We start from the raw sequence: 18,356 nt of genomic DNA on the forward strand, positions 1-18,356 counted from the left end.
GGCCTGGCCGGATGAACAGGGGTAAACGCCCAGAGCAAAAAATCGACGGTTTTTATGGGAGGAAACCAAATGAACAAATTTGTCAAAAGTGTTCTTGCGGCCAGCGCGCTTGCGGTTGCAGCCGCGACAGGCGCTGCCGCAGAAGGCGAGAAGTACATTCTGGTCAGCCATGCGCCTGACAGTGACAGCTGGTGGAACACGATCAAGAACGGGATCGCGCTCGCGGGTGACCAGATGGGTGTTGAGGTTGAATACCGCAACCCGCCCACCGGAGACCTTGCCGACATGGCGCGGATCATCGATCAGGCGGCAGCCTCGGGTCCGAACGGGATCATCACCACTCTGGCTGACCCGGATATTCTGGAAGGCCCCATCAAGGCCGCTGTGGATTCCGGTATCGATGTGATCATCATGAACACCGGCACGCCGGAGAAGGCGCGCGAAGTGGGTGCGCTGATGTATGTCGGTCAGCCCGAATATGATGCAGGATATGCCGCCGGCCTGCGTGCCAAAGGCGATGGCATCGGGTCGTTCCTGTGCGTGAACCACTATATCGTTCAGCCATCCAGCCAAGAGCGCTGCCAGGGTTTCGCAGATGGTCTGGGTATTGAACTGGGCGAGCAGATGATCGATGCGGGTCAGGACCCGGCTGAGATCAAGAACCGCGTTCTGGCCTATCTGTCGGCCAATCCGGATACGGATGCTGTTCTGACGCTTGGCCCGACATCGGCTGATCCGACCATTCTGGCGCTGCAGGAAAACGGCATGGCTGGTGACATCTATTTCGGCACCTTCGATCTTGGTGGTGAAATCGTGAAGGCGATCAAAGACGGCACCATTCAGTGGGGGATCGACCAGCAGCCCTTCTTGCAGGCTTACCTGCCGGTTGTTGTGATGACCAATTACCACCGCTATGGCGTTCTGCCCGGCAACAACATCAACTCGGGCCCCGGTTTTGTAACTGCTGACGGCCTTGAGAAAATCGAAGAATTCGCGGGCGAATACCGCTGATCTTCACACCCGAGCGGGCGCGATCTGACGCCCGCTCAACCCAACTTTCTTATTCTTCGGGATCACCCGCGAGGGGAGGACCTTTATGTCAGAGTCAGCTCAATCCACGGCAGGCGGCGACGAACGGATCAAAGAGATCTCGCCGTTGCGCCGCGCCCTGATCCGCCCGGAACTGGGCGGTATGGTCGGAACCGTCGCCGTTTTCACCTTCTTTCTGCTGTTTGCCTTTGACAGCGGCATGTTCAATTCTCAAGGCGTGATGAACTGGTCGATCGTTTCAGCCCAGTTCATGATCATCGCCGTAGGGGCTTGCCTGTTGATGATCGCGGGTGAGTTCGACCTGTCCGTCGGGTCGATGATCGGGTTTGCCGGGATGATGATTGCCATCTTCTCGGTCACGCTGACTTGGCCGGTCTGGATGGCGATCATCGTCACGTTTGTTCTGTGTGTCTCTATCGGTGCCCTCAACGGCTTTATTGTCGTGCGCACCGGATTGCCCAGCTTTATTGTGACGCTGGCGTTTTTGTTCATCCTGCGCGGCTTTACGATCTTTCTGCCGCAGACGATTGAACGCAAGACCATCATCGGCGGCATCAAGGATGCAGCAGAAGGCGATTGGCTCGCTTCGGTTTTTGGCGGCAAGGTGTTTCAGGGCCTTTTCGTTTGGCTGGGTGACAATGGGATCATTGCCACGTTCGAGCGCGGATCGCGCCTAGGCGAACCAGTGGTGGACGGCATTCCGATGCTGATCATCTGGGCCATCGGCATCATCATTTTTGGCCATGTTTTGCTGACTAAAACCAAGTTCGGAAACTGGATCTTTGCCGCAGGTGGAGACGCCGAGGCCGCACGGAATTCGGGTGTGCCTGTGAACAAGGTGAAAATCCTGATGTTTATGTTCACCGCCTTCTGCGCCACCGTGTTTGCCACCTGTCAGGTGATGGAGTTCGGCTCGGCTGGTGCGGATCGTGGTTTGCTGAAAGAGTTCGAGGCGATCATTGCGGTGGTCATTGGCGGTGCGCTGCTAACCGGCGGCTATGGCTCGGTTCTGGGCGCGGCGCTCGGCGCGCTGATCTTTGGCGTAGTGCAGCAGGGGCTGTTCTTTGCCGGAGTCGAAAGTTCGCTCTTCCGGGTGTTCCTGGGTGTGATCCTGCTGGGTGCGGTGATCTTGAACACCTATATCCGTCGCATCATCACAGGAGAACACTGAGATGACTGAAGACACCAAATTCCATCATGGCGACGCGCAAGAGCAAAAACCGATCATCCGTATGGTCGACATCCAGAAACACTTTGGGTCTGTGATTGCGCTGGCCGGTGTCAGTTTCGACCTCAAACCGGGTGAGTGTCATTGCCTGCTGGGCGATAATGGCGCGGGTAAGTCGACCTTCATCAAAACGATGTCCGGTGTGCACAAGCCAACAGCGGGTGAGATTTTCTTCGAAGACAAGCCTATGCATTTCGAAGATCCGCGCGACGCGATTTCTGCGGGCATCGCTACGGTGCACCAGCATCTGGCCATGATCCCGTTGATGAGCGTCAGCCGCAACTTCTTCATGGGTAATGAGCCCACGCGCAAGGTGGCCGGTATCAACTTCTTCGACAAGAAGCTGGCGGATGAGATCACCATGGAAGAGATGCGCAAGATGGGCATCAACCTGCGGGGACCGGATCAGGCGGTTGGCACATTGTCGGGCGGCGAACGCCAGACCGTTGCGATCGCGCGCGCGGTGCATTTCGGAGCGAAGATCCTGATTTTGGACGAACCGACCTCGGCCCTTGGGGTGCGTCAAACTTCGAACGTATTGGCAACCATAGACAAGGTGCGCAGTCAGGGCGTCGGCGTGGTGTTCATCAGCCACAATGTGCGCCACGCGTTGGCCGTGGGCGACCGCTTTACCGTGTTGAACCGGGGTCAGACACTCGGCACCGCGAAACGGGGTGAGATCACGCCAGAAGAGCTTCAGGACCTGATGGCAGGGGGGCAGGAACTGGCCCAGCTGGAAGGCTCGCTGGGCGGAACAGTTTAAACACCAATTCTCCGCAAACATGCGGGGTATCAGGCCATTCAGTGGTGCGAGATCACACAAACATTGGGTCAGTTAGATGGCCTGAAACCTTCAGGAATGTGAAAACCGACGGAATGCCCATGGTGGCTTCGTGTTGAAAGGGATCATGATGAGCAAGACAGTTCGATTGACCGCGGCGCAGGCTCTGGTGCGCTACATCGGGGCGCAGATGAATGAGGCCGGAGAGCCCTATATCGCCGGTGTCTGGGCGATCTTTGGTCATGGCAACGTGGCAGGGTTGGGTGAGGCTTTGCACGCTGTCAAAGACAGCCTGCCCACCTATCGCGGCCACAATGAACAGACCATGGCGCATTGCGCAATTGCCTATGCCAAACAGATGCGCCGCACGCGCGCGATGGCGGTGACGTCGTCCATCGGGCCGGGGGCCACGAATATGGTGACGGCGGCGGCCTTGGCCCATGCCAACCGCCTGCCGGTTCTGATCATCCCCGGTGACGTGTTCGCCACGCGCGGCCCTGATCCGGTGTTGCAACAGATCGAAAACTTCGGCGACGGCACCGTCAGCGCTAATGATTGTTTCCGTCCGGTCAGCCGCTACTATGACCGCATCTCGCGCCCTGAACATCTGTTGACCGCCCTGCCGCGCTCCTTCCGAACCATGACGGACCCGGCCGATTGTGGCCCCGTGACGCTGGCCTTCTGTCAGGACGTTCAGGCCGAGGCTTATGACTACCCCGAAAGCTTCTTTGAACCGCGCGTCTGGTATCAGCGCCGTATCCGCCCGGATGAAGGCGAACTGGCCCGCGCTGTCGCCGCGATCAAAACCGCCAAACGCCCCGTTATTGTGGCTGGGGGCGGGGTGCATTATTCGGGTGCGACTGACGCGCTGCAAAGCTTTGTTGAAACCCACAATATCCCAATTGTCGAAACGCAGGCTGGTAAATCCGCTTTGGCCTGGGATCATCCGCTTAACCTCGGCCCCATCGGTGTAACTGGTGGCGAACCGGCCAATGACGTTTGCGCCGAGGCTGATCTGGTTCTGGCGGTTGGTACACGTTTGCAGGATTTTACCACGGGCTCATGGGGCCTGTTTTCGAACCCAGAACGCGAGATGATCTGCCTGAACACAGCAGCCTATGACGCCGAAAAGCACGGGGCGATGCCCCTGCAAACCGATGCGCGCGTTGGTTTGGAAGAACTTGGCGCAAGTCTGCAAGGTTACAGTGCCGACCCTGTCGCTGACACGCTTAAAGCGGATTGGTTCGGCAAGGTCGACAAGCTGACCGACGCGCCCGGAGACGGGAATGCACTGCCTACCGACATGCAAGTGGTCGGCGCGGTTCAGCGTGCCTCGCATGACGATACGGTTGTGATGTGTGCGGCAGGCACCATGCCGGGTGAGCTGCACAAGCTGTGGAAAGCCCCGCGACCCGGGGCCTATCACATGGAATACGGGTTCAGCTGTATGGGGTATGAGATCGCCGGTGCGATGGGCATCAAGATGGCCCAGCCGGATCGCGACGTGATCTGCTTTACCGGCGACGGCACCTATATGATGGCGAACTCGGAAATGGCCTCTGCCGCGATGATGGGTATCTCGTTCACCGTGGTGATCACCGACAACCGTGGATTTGGCTGTATCAACCGCTTGCAGATGGGCACTGGCGGGGCCGAGTTTAACAACTTGTTGGATCACGCAGTGCACGAGACGCCCTCAGCTATTGATTTTGCGGCCCACGCGGCGGCAATGGGGGCAACGTCGGTTAAGGTCAGTTCGATTGCGGAATTGGAAGACGCCTTGGTCAAACGCGCCGACATCAAAGGGCCATACGTGGTTGTCATCGACACCGATCCATACCCGTCCACCGAATATGGCGGCACGTGGTGGGAGGTCGCCGTGCCCGAGGTCTCGATCCGTCCCGAAGTCAATGAAAAACGCGCGGCCTATGAAGTTGCGATCAAGGAAAGAAACACGAAATGAGCGTGAAGATCGGCATCTCTCCGATTGCGTGGCAGAATGATGATTTGCCCGACCTGACGGCGGCCTACACCATGGAACAGGCGCTGAAAGAGGCGCGAGAGATTGGCTATACGGGCGTCGAGCGCGGCCAGCGGATGCCCGGCGATACCGAAGGGTTGCGGGCTTATCTGGATGCCAGCGATATTGCCCTGTGTGGCGGCTGGTGTTCCGGCGCATCGTTGCTCAATGACTTCGCAACCGAGCGTGAGGCCGTGCGCGAACAGGTCGAGCAGTTCGTGGCGCTGAACAGCCCGTGCATTGTCTATGCGGAATGTTCCAACACCATCCAGACGCAGGCAGGTACGCCAGTCAATCACCGGCCCAAACTGTCAAAGGATGAGGTGCTGGCCTACGCCGCCAAGATTACCGAACTGGCAAAATGGATGGCCGATCAGGGCATGCCGATGGCCTATCACCATCACATGGGCACGATCATCGAAAGTGAAGATGACGTGAACTGGCTGATGGAAGGGTCAGGCCGCGAGGTGGGCTTGTGTTTTGACACCGGCCATCTGCTGTTCGGAGGTGGCGATGTGATGGCAACCCTGAACCGCTGGGGAGATCGCGTGCGTCACGTGCATTTCAAGGATATTCGCCCGAACGTTGTACAGGATGTGCGCGAGAACAATCGCAGCTTTTTGGATGCAGTGATCGCGGGGGCCTTCACCGTGCCTAGTGACGGCTGCATCGATTTTCAGGCCGTCGCAAACGCGCTGAAGGCCATGGACTATAGCGGTTGGATCGTGGTTGAGGCCGAACAGGACCCGGCCAAAGCACCACCCTATGAATACTCCAAACTGGGTTATGACCACATTGTTGAGGTCTGCTCACAGGCCGGATTGGAGATCGCGGCGTAACTCTCTGCCCCAAGGGGCAACACCGAAGGCCATGAGAAAGGAGTCTGTCATGGTAGATCAAGACCTCGGATATGTCGGCTATTTCGACCGGGAATCCTGTGATCTGGATGAATTCAAGGTGTTGACCTCACAGAACCTTCTGGCCGAGGCGGTGCCTCATGCCGTGTCGGTCGAAAAGAATGTGCCCGTCTATGACATGCAGGCGCTATGTCCGATGCTGGATCAGCCTGATACACGCCGGGCCTTGCTGGCGGAATGGGGTCGGGTACTGGATAAATCCGCGGGGGTGATCGCCTTGAAAGGGGCGTATGCAGATACGTCCGTCATCGACCGTGCGACGGATGTGTTTCGTCAGATTATTGACGAGGAACGTCAAAGCGGGTCTGGTGAAGGCGATCACTTCGCCGCCTCTGGCGCCAACGACCGGATTTGGAATGCGCTGCAAAAACAGTGCCTGCGCGATCCCGAAGGCTTCGCGCTTTATTTCGGCAACACGGCTATCGCGGCGGCCTGTGAAGCGTGGCTTGGGCCAAACTATCAGGTGACTGCGCAAGTCAATCAGGTGCGCCCAGGAGGCAAGGCGCAGCAGGCGCATCGGGATTACCATCTGGGGTTCCAAAGTGCAGACAATGCCGCCCGATATCCGGCCCATGCGCATCTGGTGACAGCCTCGCTGACCTTGCAGGGTGCGGTGGCCCATTGCGATATGCCGGTGGAAAGCGGGCCGACCAAACTGCTGCCATTCTCACAACTCTACCCGCCGGGTTATCTGGCGTTCCACGATGAAGCCCACCGGGCGCATTTCGAGGATAGCTATATCCAGTTGCCGTTAGAAAAAGGTGACGCGGTGTTCTTCAATCCGGCGTTGTTCCATGCGGCGGGCGAGAACAGCAGCGCTGATATTCACCGGATGGCGAACTTGCTGCAAATCTCGTCGGCCTTTGGGCGCGCGATGGAGGTGGTGGACCGTCAGGCGATGTCTCTGGCAGTCTTCCCAGCGCTGATTGCCTTGAAGCAACGCGGGGTATTGGGTGCGGCTCAATTGGAAGCAGCGATTGCAGCCACGGCTGAAGGATATCCGTTCCCGACCAATCTGGACACGGACCCCCCGGTCGGGGGCAACGCGCCGGAAAGCCAGGCGGATATCCTGCACCACGCGGTTTCGGTGGGATGGAGCGAGGCGCGACTGGCTGACGCGTTGTTGGCTCTGACCCAAAGGCAAGCTGCCTGAAACAATAGCCGGGCGGCCTATGGGGTCGCCCGCAAGGAGAAAAGATGGCGGATTTGCACAAAAAACCCCTCGGCAAGCGCGGTAAAGTTCACGATATCACCCCGGCCAGCGCCGGGTGGCGGTATGTGGGGTTCGGTCTTTATCACCTGCGCGCCGGTGACAAGGCGGCAGAGCCAACCGGCGATCGTGAGGTCATTCTGGTCATGGTCGAGGGCAAAGCGCAGATCACTGGGGCAGGGCAGGATTGGGGCGTTCTGGGTGACCGGATGGATGTGTTCGAGAAAACACCGCCGCATTGCCTCTATCTGCCCAACGGGGCCGAATGGGAGGCGGTGGCCGAGACCGATTGCGTCATCGCCGTTTGCTCTGCGCCGGGCATGGGCGGGCATCAGGCCCGGCGCATTGGGCCGGATGGCATTACTCTGACCGAACGCGGCAAGGGCGTGAACACGCGTTATATCAACAACATCGCGATGGAGAATGAAGACTACGCCGACAGCCTGCTGGTGACCGAAGTCTTCACCCCGAACGGGCATTGGTCCAGCTATCCCAGCCACCGTCACGACGAGGACGATTACCCCCGCATCACCTATTTGGAAGAAACCTACTATCACCGCCTCAACCCGGCCAACGGTTTCGGAATCCAGCGGGTCTATACCGATGATGGGCAGTTGGACGAAACGATGGCGGTGTCCGATGGCGATGTTGTACTCGTCCCGCGCGGCCATCACCCTTGCGGTGCACCCTACGGGTTTGAGATGTACTACCTGAACGTCATGGCCGGACCGTTACGTAAATGGCGGTTCGTCCCGGCCCCAGAGGTCGAATGGATCATGGAACGGGATAGCTAAGCTCGTAGCTTTGCCCAAAACCGGACAGGTTGCTCTATAGAGGAGTGTTTTCTGCGGTTTCGCGACCCGGACGTTTTAGAAGACGTCGAAGCAGCGGTTTGAACGGCCAAATGATCGCGCGCCTGCTCAGCACAAACACAGGCCTCGAATTGCGCAGCATCGAACTCGCAAATTCGTTGGCTTCCTTTTCTTGATCAGCCACCTGACCGTCTTCGCTGTGCCCCAGAACGTGATGTCCGACTTCATGATAAAAGGTGAACTCTGCCATCATACGCGCCCACCACAATTGCAGGCCCTTGGGGGACGGCGAGGGCCAGGTCAGGATGATGCAGGAGAAAAACAGATTGTACTTGCCGAGGTAGTCCATGTCGGCCCGTCGGGCGATCACATCGATCCGAGTTACTTGTTCAAGGGTGATATCCTTGGTCCTGCTCCATTTGATCATGTCTTTGATGACCCGCGCGCGATCCACGATGTCGTCGCTTATGAACACGGGGGTATCGTCGCTCAGGACAATGGCTGGTTGGTCATCAATGCGTTTTGCGAGAATATTCAGCGTCCGACGATGAACGGGATGTAGTTTTAGTCGCTTAAGGCGACAGACTTCTTCCCGGAAAACAGAAGAGTCCAGTTCATCAAGGAGCGTAAGGAGCGCGCCGAAGTATCTGGGCGAAGGCCCGCGCGGGTTGTCTTTCCAGGCTTTGGATGAGAGCCTTTTTTGAACTTCGGGCACCGCGCTTTCGGGGCATTGCAAGAGCGTTCGCCATGTGTCCCGGATGGTTTCGATATGGTGCGTCGAAATCCCCCGAAGGAACTTATCGACAAGTTGGCTGGCGCTTTTGGTCATATCCGTTGATTAGCGCAGGATTGTGCCAGAATTTTGATATATTTCCAGATGTTTGCAAAGAGCGCGAAGCGCCAGACTACCCAACCTGTGGCGGTGCACCGAATGCGCGGATTACCACACGCGCGGCCGCCTCAACCGGGTCGTGCGTTTCCTTTAGGATGGTCACACGATCAAATCGATCTGGGTCAGCGTTCACAGCTTCACGCAGGGCTTGACCGAATGCCATGCGCAGCTCGGTACCGATGTTGAACTTGCAGATAGACGTCTCGCGCGCGAGGCGTGCGCGCTGTTCGACCGGCACGCCTGAGCCACCATGGATGACAAGCGGCACATCGGTCATGGTGTCGATCTGAGCAATACGGTCTTCGTCCAGCCCGCCCTCTTTATCCTGTTGCAAATGGACATTTCCAACCGAGATCGCCATCGCGTCCACTCCGCTGTCACGGGCGAATTGTGCGGCCTCGGACGGATCGGTCCCGTTTGATCCCTCGCCGCCGGAATAGCCCACGAACCCGATCTCACCTTCACAGGAAATCCCCGCTGCATGAGCCATTTCGGCAATAGCTGCGGTCTCGTCTATATTCTGTTGCAACGGCTTGCGCGAGCCATCGAACATCAGCGAGGTGAAGCCACTGTCCAACGCGATTTTACACTCTTCAAATGTATAACCGTGATCCAGATGAGCAACGACGGGGATTGAGGCCCCTTCGGCCAGATGGCGGAACATCTTACCCAGAATGGGCAGGGGCGTGTGCTCGCGGCAGCTGGGTCCGGCTTGCAGGATGACCGGCGCGTTTTCGGCCTCGGCAGCGGCGACATAGGCGCGCATATCTTCCCAGCCCAGGGTCACAAGCCCGCCTACCGCATAGCCCTGCTGATAGGCGGGTTGCAGCACGTCTTTCAATGTCACGAGGGTCATTTGAACTTTGCAATCATGTCTTTGATGCCCGGGATTGTCTCGACCTGATAGGCATGGGTGGGTTGGAAATACTGCACCAATGAGCGCTGCGTCAGCCCGCCAAGGATGGTGAAATAATACATCTCATACCCCGGCAATACGCAGCAGGGATGGTATCCCTTGTCGATGCAAACGGTCGAGCCATCGACGATGTGATATGCATCCCCCGGCTCATTGTCTTCACGTTGTAGCATTTGCAGGCCCGAGCCCCAGTTGGGTTTGAAGCGGAAATTATAGGTCTCGTCGTGGCGCGTTTCATCTGGCAGCCGGTTGGTGTCGTGCTTGTGGCTGGGAAAGCCTGACCAACCGCCCTGACCCACGGTAAAAAGTTCACTGACCAGCAGACGCCCCACTTTATCATGTTGCTTCTGACCCAGGATGTGCTTGATCTTGCGATGGGTTTTAGTGTCATCGCTACCGTATTGCACAAGGTCGTGTTCACGCACGTCGAAGGGGTCCAGTACCTTGTCATACTTCGCCCCTGCAACGAAAACCTCGGTCGCGTCCGAGACACAGACCATCTGCACCTTTGCGCCGACTGGAACATAGACCCCTTCGGGATCGCCGTCCCAGACATCCTCCCCCCTGTTACCAAGCTTGGGGAACTGCGCTCCTTCGACAGAGATATCTACGGTACCGGTTGCGGGTACGATGCAGGTTTCGTAGCCGGGCACCTGATATTCGAACGCTTCACCTTTTTGCAGTTTCACGATGTTGAAATAGTTCAGGGGAACCATGGGGTCATCGATATCAACGATGGCGGTGTTCTTGTTGTCATATGGCGCAATATGCATGGGATATTCCTATGTGGTCGGGCCGGGATGATCGGCCAGAAATGCGTCGAGTTCCGCAGTCGTAGGCATGGCCGGGGCGCAACCGGGTTTTGAGACCACGATAGATGCGCAGGCTGAGCCGCGCATCACGGCGTCTTTCAGCGGATATCCTGCCGCGATTGAGGCCAAGAGCCCGGCCATGAAGCTGTCGCCAGCCCCGACCGGCTTGATGGCATTTACCGGGTAGATGCCGGTTTGGGTTTCCTGCCCATCTGCCAGCGTTACAGCGCCTTTTTCGCCCATCTTGTAGATGACGACCCGGCCCGGCTTTTCCGCAAGTTCCTGCGCCTTGGCAAAGCCCTTTTCGATGCCGCCAGCCATGAAACCGAATTCTTCATCGTTACCCACGATCAGATCGCTCGCCTCACCTGCGCGCGAGAGAACATCGGCAGCAACCTCGGGCGATGGCCAGCTATACGGGCGATAGTCGATATCGAAGATGATAGGCAGACCGGCCTTTCGTGCAATCTCAAACCCGCGGAACGTCGCACTGCGCGAAGGTTCGGCGGCTAAAACGGTTCCGGCGGACAGCAAGGCGGTGAATCTGCTGAAATCAACCCGGTCCATATCTTCTTCGGTGACTTGAAAATCGACCGCATTGTTTCTGTAGATGACGTTCTGGAAATCTTCCGTTCGGCTTTCATAGATCGCAAGCGACATGCGATGCTCACCGCCGATGGTGCGAATGCAAGACGTATCTACGCCGTAATGATGCAGGCGGTTCATGCAGAACCGTCCAATCGCATCATCCGAGATTGAAGTGATCAGTGCCGCCTGACTGCCCAGCTTGACCAGACCGGCCGCGATATTGGCGGATGATCCGCCCAGGTCTGCGTGGAAGGTATCGGCCTCTTCACTTTTGGCGCCAATAGGGGCCGCAGTCAGATCCATGCCCGCGCGCCCCAGAATGGCAAATCGGTTTCCTTTGATGCCGTCGATCAGGGCGCTCACGTCTTTAGTCCTCCGACAGGGATGATGGCAAAGTTTGGACCTTGCGCTGAATCGATTCACACGATACTCATTTTGCAACCGGTTGCAAATACAATGTTCGGAGCCGCAAAAAGATGCCTGATATCGGAATTGGAATTGTGGGTGGCGGCTATATGGGCAAGGCGCATTCCGTTGCCATGTCCGCTGTGGGCGCAGTTTTCAACACAGCGCTCAGACCCAAGCTCGAGGTGATTTGCGCCTCAACCCCCGAAAGTGCAGAGCGTTACCGCGCAGCATACGGTTTTCAGCGCGCAACCGCCGATTGGAGGGTCTTGGTCGATGACCCGAAGGTCGAGGCGGTTGTCATCGCATCGCCACAGGAAACCCATCGTCAAATTGCCGAAGCGGCCTTTGCTTTGGGCAAACCGGTTCTGTGCGAAAAGCCTTTGGGCGCCTCGCTGGAGGACAGTCAGGCGATGGTCAATGCTGCTGAGGCGGCGGGCGTCGTCAACATGGTCGGCTTCAACTACATCCGCACACCTGCCAGCCAATACGCGCGCAAGCTGATTGCCGATGGTGAGATCGGCGATGTCACCTGGTTTCGCGGAGAGCATACCGAGGATTTCTATGCCGACCCGCAGGCCCCGGCCACCTGGCGGACAACAGGTGTGGCAAACGGGACGATTGGCGATTTGGCCCCTCATATGGTGAATGGCGCACTGGCCTTGATCGGTCCGATTGCGCAGGTCATGGCCGATGTGGAAACCGTACACCGCACCCGCCCGGGTGGTGAGGTCACAAATGATGATCACGCCCAGATGATGTGCCGGTTCGAAAACGGCGTGATGGGCAATCTCTATTTCAGCCGCGTCGCGACGGGCCGCAAGATGGGATATGCCTATGAAATATCGGGCACAAAAGGCGCAATCCGTTTTGACCAAGAGGATCAGAATGCACTATGGCTGTATCGACGCGAAGGCCCAGAGGCGCAGCAGGGGTTCACCAAGATTCTGACCGGCCCGGCGCATCCGGACTATGAGCCCTTCTGTCAGGGCCCAGGCCACGGCACCGGCTATCAGGATCAGATCATCATCGAGGCTAAGGATTTCCTGCAGGCAATCCACACCGGCGAGGCGATCTGGCCCACCTTCCGAGACGGGCATGAGGTAAACCGCGTGCTGGCGGCGGCAATGGCGTCCTCGGACCAGCGGCAGTGGAAAAACACCAGCGATTTCTGATCGCTCAACAACACGTTCTGAAGAAAGACTGAAGACCATGGCAAAGTTGAAATGGGGTATGATCGGCGGTGGTGAGGGCAGCCAGATCGGACCCGCTCATCGGTTGGGCGCACAGGCCGACGGGATGTTTGAGTTCGCGGCTGGCGCTCTGGATCATCGGCCCGAGATAGGTCGCGAATTTGCCCAGCGATTGGGTATCGCGGCCGATCGCGCCTATGGCAGCTGGCAGGACATGCTGACGGGCGAAAGGGACCGCCCCGACCGGATTGACCTGGTCACGATTGCAACGCCGAACTCCACCCATTTCGAAATCGCTAAGGCGTTTCTTGAGGCTGGTTTCAACGTCCTGTGCGAAAAGCCGATGACCATGACGGTGGCAGAGGGCGAAGAGATCGTGCGCGTGGCCGAGGCGTCAGGTAAAATTTGCGCAGTGAACTATTGCTATTCTGCCTATCCAATGGTGCGCCAGGCCCGTGCCATGGTGCGGGCAGGAGAGATTGGCAAGATTCGTCTGGTCGTGACCAATTTCAGCCATGGGCATCATGGCGACGCCACAGACGCAGACAATCCGCGCGTGCGCTGGCGCTATGATCCGGCCATGGCCGGTGTCTCAGGCCAGTTTGCAGATTGCGGCATTCACGCGCTGCATATGGCCAGCTTCATCTGTGATGATGAGGTTAAATCCCTGTCGGCAGATATGGCCTCGACCATTGCCAGCAGGGAGTTGGAAGATGACGCGATGGTCAACTTCCGGATGGAAGGCGGCACCGTTGGGCGGCTCTGGACCTCGTCGGTGGCGATTGGGCGACAGCATGGGTTTGATATTCAGGTGTTTGGCGAAACCGGCGGTCTGCGCTGGGCGTCAGAACAACCCAACCAACTGATCTACACACCTGTTGGCGGGCGCACCCAGATTATCGAAAAGGGCGAAGGCGGGCTGCATGACGAAGTTCAGCGCCTGTCGCGTGTCGCCATCGCCCATCCCGAAGGTTTCCCGCTGGCAGTGGCCAATATCTACTGTGATCTAGCCGATGCGATCCGGGGCGAGGTGCGGGATGGTCTGCCAGGCGCCGCCGATGGTGTTCGTTCCATCGCCGCCGTTCATGCCGCCGTGGCGTCAGGCAAAGAAGACGGCGCGTGGAAAGATGCGCGTCCGCCAATGTTTCGCTAATCAGGGGCGGGGCCGCAACGTGCCCCGCTCAATCACGCGGCAGGGGAATATCCGGGCCTCAGGGTATCTTTGGGGCTCTTTCAACATCTCTTCGACCAGATCGACCGAAGACGTAATGATCTGTTTGATTGGCTGGTGAATGGTCGTCAGGTCAACGCTTTCCCAGCGCGCCATTTCCATGTCATTCAATCCGATGATGCCAATATCCTGACCCGGTTTCAGCGCATGATCTGAAAGGGCGGACAACGCGCCGACAGACAGGATATCGTCACCGCAGAAATACCCGTCTGCCGGGGTGCCACTTAGCAAGCGCAACATCTCGGCCCGTCCGGCCTCAAACGAATAATTGTCGGCGAAGGAGTAGGAAACCTGCAGGTCCGGATGCTGCTCGGCTTCTTCAATGAATCCGCGATATCGGTCCAGAGCCGAGGTCGCGCTTTTCGGCCCGCCCAGATATCCGATATGCTTGTACCCACGCGAGACAAGCTCGCGCGCTGCCATGCGCCCGCACTCCACATTGTCGATGCCAACCACATGCACTTCGGGCGACGTTGCCGATCGGCCAAACGTATGCACTACGGGCACACCGGCATCATGGAACGCTTTGGCAAAGCTGGGGGGCAGGGTCGAGGAGGCCACTATGACCGCGTCGACCGAATATTGACGCAGCATGCGAACGGAATTGGCCGGCTCTGTCTCATCCGTCAGGTTCACGATCAAAGGACGCAGCCCACGTTCCTGCAAGGCGCGTGTGAACTGGTCGAACACCTCAAGGAAAATTGGGTTGTGGAAGTTGTTCGAGATCAGACCAATCAGTTTGGTCCGTCCGGTTGTCAGCGATGAGGCCAGCGCATTTGGACTATACCCCAGCTCTTGCGCGGCTTTTTCGACCTTGCTGCGGGTCTTGGCCGAGACCGAGGCGCCTTCGGTAAAGGTTCGCGAAACTGCGGACCGGGATACGCCTGCAAGTGCTGCGACGTCTTTCAGTGTAACGCTCAAGATTGATACCGTCTGTGCTGTGCGGGCGTTGGGATTGTGATTGCAAACCATTATGCATCAAAGCAACGGCTCTGCAACCGATTGCAAGCCGCGTGAAAAGCATGCCAGTGAAATCACAAATCCCGGGGCGCGACCTGCGTCAGTACCTATGAAAAAGCCCGCGGCCAAGCGCGGGCTTTCATTTTGGTTCTATGCCAGTGGCCTATTGTGGGATCTCGCCTTCCAGACCTTCGACATAGAAATTCATACCGGCAAGTGTGCCGTCATCGGCCACTTCACCATCAGCCAGCCAGTCGCTGCCGTCTTGCTTCTTAATCGGGCCGGTGAAGGGATGGTATTCGCCTGCAGCCATGGCTGCTTTTAGCGCTAGTGCTTCTTCTTTGACATCCGCGGGAACCGCATCAGAGATTTCGCCAATGGCGACCATACCTTCGCGGATACCGTCCCAGGTGTTCACGGACTCCCAGGTGCCGTCCATCACGGCCTGAGTGCGTGCGATGTAGTAGGGCGCCCAGTCGTCGATGATCGAGGAGACGCGCGGGAACGGAGCATATTCGCTCATGTCCGAGGCCTGGCCAAAGGTGACAACATTGCCCGCCTCTTGCGCAGCAGCCTGCGGCGCGGTCGAGTCGGTGTGCTGTAGAATCACGTCAGCACCCTGTTCGATCAGAACCTTCGCCGCGTCAGCTTCTTTTGCGGGGTCAAACCAAGTGTAAGCCCAGACAATTTTAAACTCGACATCCGGGTTAACCCGTTGCGCGTGAATAAAGGCCGAATTGATGCCCCGGATCACTTCGGGGATCGGGTAGGAACCGATATAGCCGATGATGTTCGACTTGGTCATATTGCCCGCGATGTGACCCTGAACGGCGCGACCTTCGTAGAAACGTGCCGAATAGACCGAGACGTTTTCGGCGGTCTTGTAGCCGGTCGCATGTTCGAACTTCACATTCGGGAATTTCTTGGCCACGTTGATCGTGGGATCCATATAGCCGAACGAGGTGGTGAAAATCAGATCGGCCCCCTCCAATGCCATCTGGGTCATGACGCGTTCGGAATCCGGGCCTTCGGGTACGGATTCAACAAATACGGTTTCGACCTTGTCGCCAAAGTGTTCTTCAACCGCCAGCCGACCCTTGTTGTGCTCATAGGTCCAGCCACCGTCGCCCACGGGACCAACATAGACAAAACCGACCTTTGTCTTGTCTTCGGCCATGGCTCCTGAGGCCAGACCCAGCGCCATGGCGGCACTTGCCAGAAGTGTAGTGAATTTCATGTGTTACTCCCCAAGTTGGTTCAGTTGGCCCCTAGTGTGAGGCATGGAATATTCGGCCCAGTGAGGCAGGTGCGCTGCTCTTGTCGGCCGAAAGGATCACAAGCACAAGGATCGTGATGATATAGGGCGACATTGCCAGATACTCGACAGGAATGGCAACGCCCGCTGCCTGCAAATTAAGCTGCAATACGGTGATGCCGCCAAACAAATAGGCACCCAGCAGTGCGCGCCATGGCTTCCAGCTGGCAAAGACCACAAGCGCCAGGGCGATCCAGCCAACACCGGCGGTCATGCCTTCGGTCCACTGCGGCACTCGGATCAGACTGATATAGGCGCCACCGAGACCCGCACAGGCACCCCCGAACAGAATCGCCAGAATGCGGATCTTTATGACCTTGTAGCCCAAGGCATGGGCTGCATCGTGGTTTTCACCCACTGCGCGCAGGATCAAACCCACGCGGGTGTATTTCAGCGTGGCCCAGACTGCCGCCGTCAGCGCGATGCCCACATAGAGGATTGGATCATGCTGGAACAGGATCGGGCCAATGACAGGAATATCGCTGAGTATTGGGATATGGATATCCCCCATGCTAGGCGGCTTGATGCCCACATAGCTTTGGCCCATCAACGCGCTGAAGCCGAGGCCAAACAAGGTTAGCGCCAGTCCGCTGGCCACCTGGTTGGCCAGCGCCACTTGCGTCAGCAAAACAAACAACAGGGATAGCACCGCACCTCCAATCGCTGCAGCGACAAAGCCCAGCCACGGAGAGCCGGTCTCGACCGATATCGCAAACCCGCTGATTGCACCAACGATCATCATGCCCTCGACACCGAGGTTCAGAACGCCTGCTTTCTCGACAACCAGCTCTCCTATTGCTGCCAGCAGTAGGGGGGTTGCGGCCACCATCAGCGAGGCGATCAGAAGGACGGGATTGATTTCACCAAGGTCCATTAGGCCACCTCGCTACGGGCCGCACGGATGCGGTAGTTTGTCAAAAGATCGAACGCCAGCAGGAAGAACAAAAGCATCCCCTGGAATACCTGTATGGCGGCGGCCGGCAGGCCCAGCTGAGACTGCGCGATTTCACCCCCAATGTAAGTCAGCGCCATCAGGCCTCCGGCCAGCAGAATGCCTACCGGGTGCAGGCGGCCAAGAAAGGCCACGATGATCGCGGTGAAGCCATAGCCGACGTTGAAGTCGATGCTGACCTGCCCAGAGGGGCCAGACACTTCGAACATCCCGGCCAACCCGGCCAGTGCGCCAGACATGCCAAGGCAGAACAGGATGAGACGGGCCGGGTTTACCCCTGCGAACTTCGCGGCGCGCGGTGCTTCGCCGGTAAGTCGAATGTGAAACCCCAGCATATGCCGGTTCAGCAGCACATAGGCGAAGATCACCGCAATAAAGGCCGCGACAACACCCCAATGCATTCCGGAACCTGCGATCAGCTCGGCATTATGCGCGCTGTCATAGGATTGCAGGTTACGCGACCCGGGAAAGCCGAACCCCTCGGGGTTTTTTAGCAAACCTAACGAGACCGAGGCCAGCATCTGCTCGGCCACATAGACCAGCATCAGTGACACGAGGATTTCATTCGTCCCGAAACGAACCTTCAGAAAGGCCGGGATCATCGCCCAGAGCCAGCCACCAAACGCCCCGGCAAGTACCATGATCGGAAAGATGTAGAACGCTTCCATCGGGTAGAAAGCCAACCCAGCCCCCGCCCCGAAAATGGCCCCCATTATGTACTGCCCCTCGGCCCCGATGTTCCAGATCCCCGCCCGGAACCCCAGCGACAGGCCGATGGCGATCAGCACCAAAGGCGCGCCTTTCACTAGCAACTGTGGACGGTAGTAGAATGCGAATTCACCAAACAGCGGTTCCCAGAAGATCGTGCCGATCGCTTCGACCGGGTTCTTTCCCAAAATGGCGAACAGGACACCTCCAAACACCATCGTCGCCACGACAGCCACCAGAGGGGTCGCATAAGACCACGCTTTGGACGGCTGCGGCCGTTTCTCCAACACAATCATCTGCCCATCCCCCTGCGCGTTCTCATTTGTTCTTTGTCTTTTTTATCAGTCTCGCCAAAGTCGGATATCG

Annotated in this window: 17 protein-coding genes; 9 read left to right on the forward strand and 8 right to left on the reverse strand. The window is 57.9% G+C overall.

Annotated features, from left to right (window positions below; genetic code table 11):
* The first annotated feature begins 69 nt into the window (after window positions 1-69).
* The 7 genes from AC2FGE_RS10300 (at window position 70) to iolB (ending at window position 8,000) form a co-directional block, all read left to right on the forward strand.
* Entirely contained in the window at window positions 70-1,011 is a 942-nt protein-coding gene (locus AC2FGE_RS10300; protein WP_480548688.1) for a sugar ABC transporter substrate-binding protein, read from the forward strand.
* A gap of 85 nt (window positions 1,012-1,096) precedes the next feature.
* Window positions 1,097-2,221: an ABC transporter permease gene (locus AC2FGE_RS10305; protein WP_480548690.1), complete on the forward strand. Its 1,125-nt coding sequence runs from the start codon at window positions 1,097-1,099 to the stop codon at window positions 2,219-2,221.
* A 1-nt stretch (window position 2,222) separates the two neighbouring features.
* On the forward strand, window positions 2,223-3,041 hold the full coding sequence (locus tag AC2FGE_RS10310; RefSeq protein ID WP_480500018.1) for an ATP-binding cassette domain-containing protein: 819 nt from the start codon (window positions 2,223-2,225) through the stop codon (window positions 3,039-3,041).
* Window positions 3,042-3,189: 148 nt separating this feature from the next.
* Window positions 3,190-5,022, forward strand: coding sequence for a 3D-(3,5/4)-trihydroxycyclohexane-1,2-dione acylhydrolase (decyclizing) (iolD, locus tag AC2FGE_RS10315; protein ID WP_496819133.1), 1,833 nt, complete (start codon window positions 3,190-3,192; stop codon window positions 5,020-5,022).
* Window positions 5,019-5,918, forward strand: a complete 900-nt coding sequence (gene iolE / locus AC2FGE_RS10320) for a myo-inosose-2 dehydratase (RefSeq protein ID WP_496819134.1) — start codon at window positions 5,019-5,021, stop codon at window positions 5,916-5,918. The genes iolD and iolE overlap by 4 nt, the downstream gene beginning before the upstream one ends.
* A 49-nt stretch (window positions 5,919-5,967) precedes the next feature.
* Complete coding sequence (locus tag AC2FGE_RS10325) at window positions 5,968-7,149, forward strand: phytanoyl-CoA dioxygenase family protein (RefSeq protein ID WP_496819136.1); 1,182 nt, start codon at window positions 5,968-5,970, stop codon at window positions 7,147-7,149.
* Window positions 7,150-7,193: 44 nt separating this feature from the next.
* On the forward strand, window positions 7,194-8,000 hold the full coding sequence (gene iolB / locus AC2FGE_RS10330; RefSeq protein ID WP_496819137.1) for a 5-deoxy-glucuronate isomerase: 807 nt from the start codon (window positions 7,194-7,196) through the stop codon (window positions 7,998-8,000).
* Window positions 8,001-8,034: 34 nt separating this feature from the next.
* On the opposite strand, the gene AC2FGE_RS10335 is transcribed toward iolB, so the two are convergent.
* The 4 genes from AC2FGE_RS10335 to iolC form a co-directional block, all read right to left on the reverse strand.
* Window positions 8,035-8,733, reverse strand: a complete 699-nt coding sequence (locus AC2FGE_RS10335; RefSeq protein ID WP_496819138.1) for an ImmA/IrrE family metallo-endopeptidase — start codon at window positions 8,731-8,733, stop codon at window positions 8,035-8,037.
* Between the two features lie 190 nt (window positions 8,734-8,923).
* Window positions 8,924-9,766, reverse strand: a complete 843-nt coding sequence (locus AC2FGE_RS10340; protein ID WP_496819139.1) for a class II fructose-bisphosphate aldolase — start codon at window positions 9,764-9,766, stop codon at window positions 8,924-8,926.
* Window positions 9,763-10,599, reverse strand: coding sequence for a 5-deoxy-glucuronate isomerase (locus AC2FGE_RS10345; RefSeq protein ID WP_496819140.1), 837 nt, complete (start codon window positions 10,597-10,599; stop codon window positions 9,763-9,765). Before AC2FGE_RS10345 ends, AC2FGE_RS10340 begins: the two co-directional genes overlap by 4 nt.
* A gap of 9 nt (window positions 10,600-10,608) precedes the next feature.
* Entirely contained in the window at window positions 10,609-11,589 is a 981-nt protein-coding gene (gene iolC / locus AC2FGE_RS10350; RefSeq protein ID WP_496819141.1) for a 5-dehydro-2-deoxygluconokinase, read from the reverse strand.
* A 113-nt stretch (window positions 11,590-11,702) separates the two neighbouring features.
* On the opposite strand from iolC, the gene AC2FGE_RS10355 reads away from it, so the two are divergent.
* Together AC2FGE_RS10355 and AC2FGE_RS10360 are read left to right on the forward strand one after the other, a co-directional pair.
* Window positions 11,703-12,806 (forward strand): Gfo/Idh/MocA family protein, encoded by a 1,104-nt coding sequence (locus AC2FGE_RS10355; protein WP_496819142.1) that lies wholly within the window; start codon window positions 11,703-11,705, stop codon window positions 12,804-12,806.
* Between the two features lie 37 nt (window positions 12,807-12,843).
* Entirely contained in the window at window positions 12,844-13,977 is a 1,134-nt protein-coding gene (locus AC2FGE_RS10360; protein ID WP_496819143.1) for a Gfo/Idh/MocA family protein, read from the forward strand.
* Here AC2FGE_RS10360 and AC2FGE_RS10365 read toward each other — a convergent pair whose 3' ends face one another.
* The 4 genes from AC2FGE_RS10365 to AC2FGE_RS10380 all read right to left on the reverse strand — a co-directional run bounded on the left by AC2FGE_RS10365 (window position 13,978) and on the right by AC2FGE_RS10380 (window position 18,286).
* Window positions 13,978-14,976 carry a LacI family DNA-binding transcriptional regulator gene (locus tag AC2FGE_RS10365; protein ID WP_496819145.1) on the reverse strand — a complete coding sequence of 333 codons (999 nt, stop codon included), beginning with the start codon at window positions 14,974-14,976 and terminating at the stop codon, window positions 13,978-13,980.
* A 202-nt stretch (window positions 14,977-15,178) separates the two neighbouring features.
* Complete coding sequence (locus AC2FGE_RS10370) at window positions 15,179-16,252, reverse strand: BMP family ABC transporter substrate-binding protein (protein WP_496819146.1); 1,074 nt, start codon at window positions 16,250-16,252, stop codon at window positions 15,179-15,181.
* Window positions 16,253-16,283: 31 nt separating this feature from the next.
* Window positions 16,284-17,204 carry an ABC transporter permease gene (locus AC2FGE_RS10375; RefSeq protein ID WP_480548726.1) on the reverse strand — a complete coding sequence of 307 codons (921 nt, stop codon included), beginning with the start codon at window positions 17,202-17,204 and terminating at the stop codon, window positions 16,284-16,286.
* On the reverse strand, window positions 17,204-18,286 hold the full coding sequence (locus AC2FGE_RS10380; protein WP_496819148.1) for an ABC transporter permease: 1,083 nt from the start codon (window positions 18,284-18,286) through the stop codon (window positions 17,204-17,206). Before AC2FGE_RS10380 ends, AC2FGE_RS10375 begins: the two co-directional genes overlap by 1 nt.
* Window positions 18,287-18,356 lie beyond the last annotated feature (70 nt).

The organism is Ruegeria sp. YTSA075, from assembly GCF_059610245.1.